Source organism: Acidimicrobiales bacterium, assembly GCA_036399815.1.
Classification (GTDB): domain Bacteria; phylum Actinomycetota; class Acidimicrobiia; order Acidimicrobiales; family DASWMK01; genus DASWMK01.
The window spans coordinates 1-6,566 of sequence record DASWMK010000157.1 but is presented as its reverse complement, the minus strand read 5'-3'; the positions used below and the strand labels follow the sequence as shown (position 1 = coordinate 6,566).

The following is a 6,566-nucleotide window of genomic DNA, read 5'->3' as shown; positions in this document are numbered from 1 at the left end:
GAGGCCTCCCCGTGGCGCTCCGGCCGCCGACCACTCCCCGAGGTCGGCGCCGCCGAGGAGACGGGCATCTCGGCGCACGGCGGGCGCCGGCGGGCTGCCCCGGCCGTCGCCGTCGGAGGCGGGCCGCTGGTCGACGGGCGAATGCACCTGGCCCGCGCCGAGGACGGGAACCGCCGTCGGAGGCGGGCCGCTGGTCGACGGGCGAACGCACCGCTGGCCCGCGCCGAGGACGGGGACCGCCGGCGGACCGGTCGTCGGCGGGCGACCACAGCGCTGGCGGACGCTCGCCAGGTCCGTCGCCATCACGCGGCGTCGAGGCCGAGCACGGCGACCACCTCCTCGAGCGAGCCGGCCCGGACGGCGGCCATGCCGGGCGGCGGGTCGGGGGCGGAGGCGGGCAGCACGGCCCGGCGGAAGCCGAGGCGAGCGGCCTCGGCGAGGCGGCGGTCGACCCCCCGCACCTGGCGCAGCTCGCCGCCGAGTCCGACCTCGCCGCAGGCCACCACGTCGGCCGGGATCGGCACGCCGCCGAGCGACGACACGACGGCCAGGGCGAGCGGCAGGTCGGCGGCCGGCTCGACCACCCGGACGCCGCCGACGGCGAGCGCGTGCACGTCCACCCCGCCGACGGGCAGGCCGAGCCGACGGTCGAGGACGGCGAGGAGCAGCGCCAGCCGGCCGGGATCGACGCCCTGCGCCGAGCGCCGGGGGCTGGCCAGCGGCGTGGACGCGACGAGGGCCTGGACCTCGACGAGGAGCGGCCGCTGCCCCTCGAGGGTCGGCGCCACCACCGACCCCGCCACCCCCGGCCGCCGGTCGGCCAGGAACAGCCCGCTGCCGTCGGGCACCCCGACCAGCCCGCCTTCCGTCATCTCGAACAGCCCCAGCTCGGCCGTCGCCCCGAACCGGTGCTTCACGGCCCGCAGCAGTCGGAGGGCGTGGTGGCGGTCGCCCTCGAAGGCGAGCACCGTGTCGACCACGTGCTCGAGCACGCGGGGCCCGGCCAGCGCACCGTCCTTCGTCACGTGGCCGACCAGCACGACGGCGAGCCCCCGCCGCTTCGCCTCGCCCACGAGCCGGGCCGTGCACTCCCTGACCTGGGAGACCGTGCCCGGCGCGGACCCGACGTCGGGGTCGAGCACGGTCTGGATGGAGTCGACGACGAGGAGGTCGGGGGCGACCTCGTCGACATGGGCGAGCACGTGCGCGACCGACGTGTCCGCCGCCAGCCACAGCCGGGGCGCGAGCGCGCCCAGCCGTTCGGCCCGCGACCGCACCTGCTGGGCCGACTCCTCCGCGGTGACGTAGAGGCAGCGGGCGCCGGTGGCCGCCACCGACGCGGCGGCCTGGAGGAGCAGGCTGCTCTTGCCGATGCCCGGCTCGCCGCCGAGGAGGGTGACCGACCCCGGCACCAGCCCACCGCCCAGCACGCGGTCGAGCTCGGGGAGGCCGGTGGCCCGGGGTGCGCCGTCGCCCCCGTCCACCTCGGCGATCGGCACCGCCGGGCCGGGTGGCGCCGCCAGGCCGGCGCCGGCCGGTGGCCCGTCCGGCTCCTCGAGGAGCGACCCCCACTCGCCGCACGTGGGGCACCGCCCGAGCCACTTGCCCGACTCGCCGCCGCAGGCCGAGCACCGGAACACCGCCTTGACCTTCGCCATGCGGACAGCATGACGAGGGGGTGTGACAGGAACGCCCGGCGGGCTACCAGTACCGGTAGCGGAACGACGTCAGCGCCCGGATGCCGACCACGCCGACCAGGCCGAGCACGGCCAGCGCGGCGACGCCCAGCCAGACGACCGTCGCCATCCGCACCTGCGAGCTGGTGGCGGCCACGTCGACCGGCTGCCCGCCCAGCGGCACCTCCCACACGGCCACCCCCGGCTCCTCCCGGGTGGCGCCGACGGGGCTGAGGTCGCCGGGGAGGGCGAGGGCCACCGTCACCGTCACGGCCTCGGCCGGCGGGGTGTCGCCGAGCAGCCCGGCGAGGTCCTGGCCGAACGGCAGCCCGCCGAGGCGCTGGGTCACCTGAGGGTCGGCGAAGGCCTCGAGCCCGCCGGACAGGTCGACCGTGCCCCTGGCCTCGACCTTCGAGCGGGCGAGCGAGCGGTCGACCGACGCCGAGAAGTCGAGGAACGGCCCGTTCGTCCCCGCCACCTCGGCCATCACGTCGGCCATCTCGTCGGGGTCGGCGAAGGGCTTGGTGGCCCGCACCCAGGTGCGGCCGTCCTCCTCCTCGGCCGGCCCGGTGACCGTCCACCCGGCCCGGGCGAGGTCGTCGACCCGCAGCTGGTCGGCGAGGTCGGGGATGCGGGACAGCGCCTCGGCGTCGAGGCCGACGGCCACCGAGACGGCGCCGCTGCCGTCGTCCTCGACGTCCACCCGCACGCGCACGTCGGTGTGGCAGGCGGAGGCGGCGAGGACGACGAGGACGGCGAGGGCGAGGAGGCGCCGGCGGGCGCCGCTCACGTCGTGCGGACGACGAGCAGCGAGCAGGGGAGGTGGTGGCTGAGCTTGTTCGGCACCGACCCGACGGGGAGGAAGCGGCGGGGGCCGGTCATGCCCCGGTTGCCGGTGACGACGAGGTCGTAGCCGCCCCGCTCGGCGGTGTCGGTGAGGGCGGAGACGGGGTCGGCGTCGACCACGCAGGTGTCGATGGGCACGCCGGACGAGCCGTGCCGGCGGGCCTCGCCGTCGACCACCGCCTGGGCCCGGGACGGCCGCCCGGCGGAGAGGATGGTCAGGCTGGCCCCCGTGGTCCTGGCGACGGCCACGGCCCGGTCGACGGCCCGGGCGGCGGTGGCCGACCCGTCGGTGCCGACCAGGATGCGCTGGTACACGGCGCCACCGTAGACGGCGTACGGTGGCCGGACGTGAGGCGCTCGACCTTCGCCGCCGTGGCGCTGACGGTCGCGCTGGCCGTCGCCGGGTGCGGGGCGGACGGCGGCGAGGAGGCCGGCGGCGGGCGGGGCGACCTGTGCAAGGCGGCCGAGGCCCAGCTCCAGGCCCTGTCGGACCTGTACGACGCCGCCGTCGCCGGGCTGCCGGCCGACGAGCTCGACGAGACCGCCGGTCGGGCCCGTCGGGCGGGCGCCGACCTGGTGGCCGCCGTGCCCGACGAGCTGGCCGACGACGCCGCCGTGCTCGTCGAGGTCGGCGACCGGCTGGCCGACGCCCTGGCCGAGCGGGGGCCGGGGCCGATGGGGGTGCCGGACGACGTCGCCGAGCAGATGGCGTCGCCGGCCTACGAGGCGGCCAGCGGGCGGGTGCTCGCCGCCCTCCACGACGACTGCGGCGCCGACCCCGGCGCCGGCTGACACCCCGCCGCCACCAGGCCGCCGGCCCGTCACGCCAGGCGCGCCGGCCGACCGCCAGGCCGGCACAGGACGACGACGCCCCACCGGACCGCCGGCGCCCGTCACGGACGGCCCGCCCGCGGACATCGCGGACGATGCCGGACTGCCGGCGCGGTCACGACCGGTCTCCGGCGCACATCGCGGACGAGCAGGTCGACCTCGCCACACCGGAGCGCCGGCCGACCCGAGGCCGGCGCAGGACGACGACGCCCCGGGGCGACCGATGGCGCCTTGCGGACGCGGCGGGTGCGAGACCCGGCGCCGGACGCGCAACCGGCGGGCCCGCTCGGGGCCCGCCGGTCGGCGGATCGGTGGTGCGGCTCGGCTACTGGTCGGTGGGGCCGGCCTCGGCGAACTCGACCGGCGGGGGCTCGAAGCCCTCGACGGCCCGGAACACGACCATGTTCTCGCCGCGGGCCGACTCGGGGTCGGTCTCCACGTCGACGACCACGGTCTCGCCGGCCCGGAACTGCTTCCACAGCAGCCGCTCGGACAGCGGGTCCTCCACCAGGCGCTGGATGGCCCGGCGGAGCGGGCGGGCGCCGAGGGCGGGGTCGTAGCCCTTGTCGGCCAGGTGCTGCTTGGCCTCGTTGGTGAGGACGAGGCCGATGCCCTGGCCCTCCAGCTGGGTGCTGACCCGCTTCATCATCAGGTCGACGATCGACATGACCTCGGCCCGCGAGAGCTCGTGGAAGACGATCGTCTCGTCGATGCGGTTCAGGAACTCCGGCCGGAAGTGCTGCTTCAGGGCGTCGTTGACCTTCTCCTTCATCCGCTCGTAGGTCACGGCCTCGTCGGTGGTGCCGAAGCCGACGCGGGCCTTGCGGAGGTCGGCGGTGCCCAGGTTCGAGGTCATGATCAGCACGGTGTTGCGGAAGTCGACGCTGCGGCCCTGCGAGTCGGTGAGCCGGCCCTCCTCCAGGATCTGGAGGAGCGTGTTGAACACGTCGGGGTGGGCCTTCTCGATCTCGTCGAACAGCACCACCGAGAACGGCTTGCGCCGCACGGCTTCGGTGAGCTGGCCGCCCTCCTCGTAGCCGACGTAGCCGGGGGGCGACCCGACCAGGCGGCTGACCGTGTGCTTCTCCATGTACTCGCTCATGTCGAGCTGGATCAGCGACTGCTCGTCCCCGAAGAGGAACTCGGCGAGGGTCTTCGCCAGCTCGGTCTTCCCCACGCCCGACGGGCCGAGGAAGATGAACGAGCCGGACGGGCGCTTCGGGTCCTTGAGGCCGGCCCTGGTGCGCCGGATGGCCTGGGAGACCGCCCTGATGGCGTCCTCCTGGCCGACGACCCGCTTGTGCAGCTCGTCCTCCATGCGGAGGAGCTTGGCCGTCTCCTCCTCGGTGAGCTTGTAGACCGGGATGCCGGTCCACACGGAGAGGACCTCGGCGATGGCCTCCTCGTCGACCTCGTCGAACAGGTCGATGCCGGACGCCTTGATCTCCCGCTCCTTGCGCTCCTTCTCGCCGAGCAGCTCCTTCTCGCGGTCGCGGAGGCGGCCGGCCTCCTCGAACCGCTGGGCCTCGACGGCCTCCTTCTTCTGCTGGACCACCTGGGCGATCTGGTTCTCGAGCTCCTTGAAGTCCGGCGGGGTCTCCATGCGCTTGATGCGCAGGCGGGAGCCGGCCTCGTCGATGAGGTCGATGGCCTTGTCCGGCAGGTGGCGGTCCGAGATGTAGCGGTCGGCCAGGTTGGCCGCGGCGACGAGCGCCTGGTCGGTGATCGTGACCCGGTGGTGCGCCTCGTACCGGTCGCGCAGGCCCTTCAGGATCTCGATGGTGTGGGCGACGGTCGGCTCGTCGACCGTGATCTTCTGGAACCGCCGCTCGAGGGCGGCGTCCTTCTCGAGGTGCTTGCGGTACTCGTCGAGGGTGGTGGCGCCGATCGTCTGCAGCTCGCCCCTCGCCAGCATCGGCTTCAGGATCGAGGCGGCGTCGATGGCGCCCTCGGCGGCGCCGGCGCCGACGAGCGTGTGCAGCTCGTCGATGAACAGGATGATGTCGCCCCGGGTGCGGATCTCCTTCAGCACCTTCTTCAGGCGCTCCTCGAAGTCGCCCCGGTAGCGGCTGCCGGCGACGAGGGCGCCGAGGTCGAGCGTGTAGAGCTGCTTGTTGTGCAGGGTCTCGGGGACGTCGTTGGCGACGATCTTCTGGGCGAGGCCCTCGACGATGGCCGTCTTGCCGACGCCGGGCTCGCCCACGAGGACCGGGTTGTTCTTGGTCCGCCGGGAGAGCACCTGCATGACCCGCTCGATCTCGCGGCTGCGGCCGATGACCGGGTCGAGCTTCTTCTCCCTGGCCAGCTGGGTGAGGTTGCGGCCGAACTGGTCGAGCACGAGCGACCCGGAGGGGGCCTGCTCGCCGCTGCTGCCGGACGCCGCGCCGGCCTTCTCCTGGCTGCCGGGGCCCTGGTAGCCGGACAGCAGCTGGATGACCTGCTGGCGGACGCGGGACAGGTCGGCGCCGAGCTTCACGAGGACCTGGGCGGCGACGCCCTCGCCCTCGCGGATCAGCCCGAGCAGGATGTGCTCGGTGCCGATGTAGTTGTGCCCGAGCTGGAGGGCCTCGCGGAGCGACAGCTCCAGGACCTTCTTCGCCCGCGGCGTGAACGGGATGTGGCCGGACGGCGAGGAGCCGCCCTGCCCGATGATGTCCTCGACCTGGCTGCGCACGGCCTCGAGCGAGATGCCGAGCGACTCCAGCGCCTTGGCGGCGACCCCCTCACCCTCGTGGATCAGACCCAGGAGGATGTGCTCGGTGCCGATGTAGTTGTGGTTGAGGAGCCTCGCTTCCTCCTGGGCCAGGACGACGACCCGGCGGGCCCGGTCAGTGAAGCGCTCGAACAATTGATGCCTCCCACACGTGGGGGTCTCGTTGCCCGATTCTATCCGGGCACCCCCTGTCGTACCGTCGCCGTCGCCTTCCCCCATCGGCTGACGGCCGTGGGTTGCAAGGGTACGGGTGGGAGGCACCGATCCCACGTGACTGGCGCGACCCTCCACCATGCCCATTGGACGTTCCCTTACGACCCGTCCGTTTGCCATCGGGCAGGACAGCCCGTAGTGTCCACTCGCTGCCTGGTCGGGGCCCCTGGGTGGTTGCGGGGGCCGGTGGGGCGGCTCGTGTGGCGGCGCGGCGTGGAGCGCTGCTCGGACAATTCGGCGGGGCGCGGTGCCGCGCCGTTCCAGGCCCGACGAGGGGGAATCGAACG

5 protein-coding genes are annotated in these 6,566 nt (G+C 74.6%); 1 reads left to right on the top strand and 4 read right to left on the bottom strand.

Translation table 11 applies throughout. The annotated features are described in order from the left end of the window. Positions 1-302 precede the first annotated feature (302 nt). The 3 genes from radA to VGB14_11250 are packed head-to-tail and all read right to left on the bottom strand — an operon-like array spanning position 303 to position 2,837. Entirely contained in the window at positions 303-1,658 is a 1,356-nt protein-coding gene (radA, locus tag VGB14_11260) for a DNA repair protein RadA (protein HEX9993497.1), read from the bottom strand. 43 nt (positions 1,659-1,701) lie between these two features. Next, positions 1,702-2,466: a hypothetical protein gene (locus tag VGB14_11255; GenBank protein HEX9993496.1), complete on the bottom strand. Its 765-nt coding sequence runs from the start codon at positions 2,464-2,466 to the stop codon at positions 1,702-1,704. After that, entirely contained in the window at positions 2,463-2,837 is a 375-nt protein-coding gene (locus VGB14_11250) for a universal stress protein (protein HEX9993495.1), read from the bottom strand. The genes VGB14_11255 and VGB14_11250 overlap by 4 nt, the downstream gene beginning before the upstream one ends. Positions 2,838-2,870: 33 nt before the next feature. On the opposite strand from VGB14_11250, the gene VGB14_11245 reads away from it, so the two are divergent. Continuing rightward, a complete protein-coding gene (locus VGB14_11245; GenBank protein HEX9993494.1) occupies positions 2,871-3,314 on the top strand; it encodes a hypothetical protein in 444 nt (147 codons plus the stop codon). A 364-nt stretch (positions 3,315-3,678) separates the two neighbouring features. Here VGB14_11245 and VGB14_11240 read toward each other — a convergent pair whose 3' ends face one another. Beyond that, positions 3,679-6,201, bottom strand: coding sequence for an ATP-dependent Clp protease ATP-binding subunit (locus VGB14_11240; protein HEX9993493.1), 2,523 nt, complete (start codon positions 6,199-6,201; stop codon positions 3,679-3,681). Between the last annotated feature and the right edge of the window lie 365 nt (positions 6,202-6,566).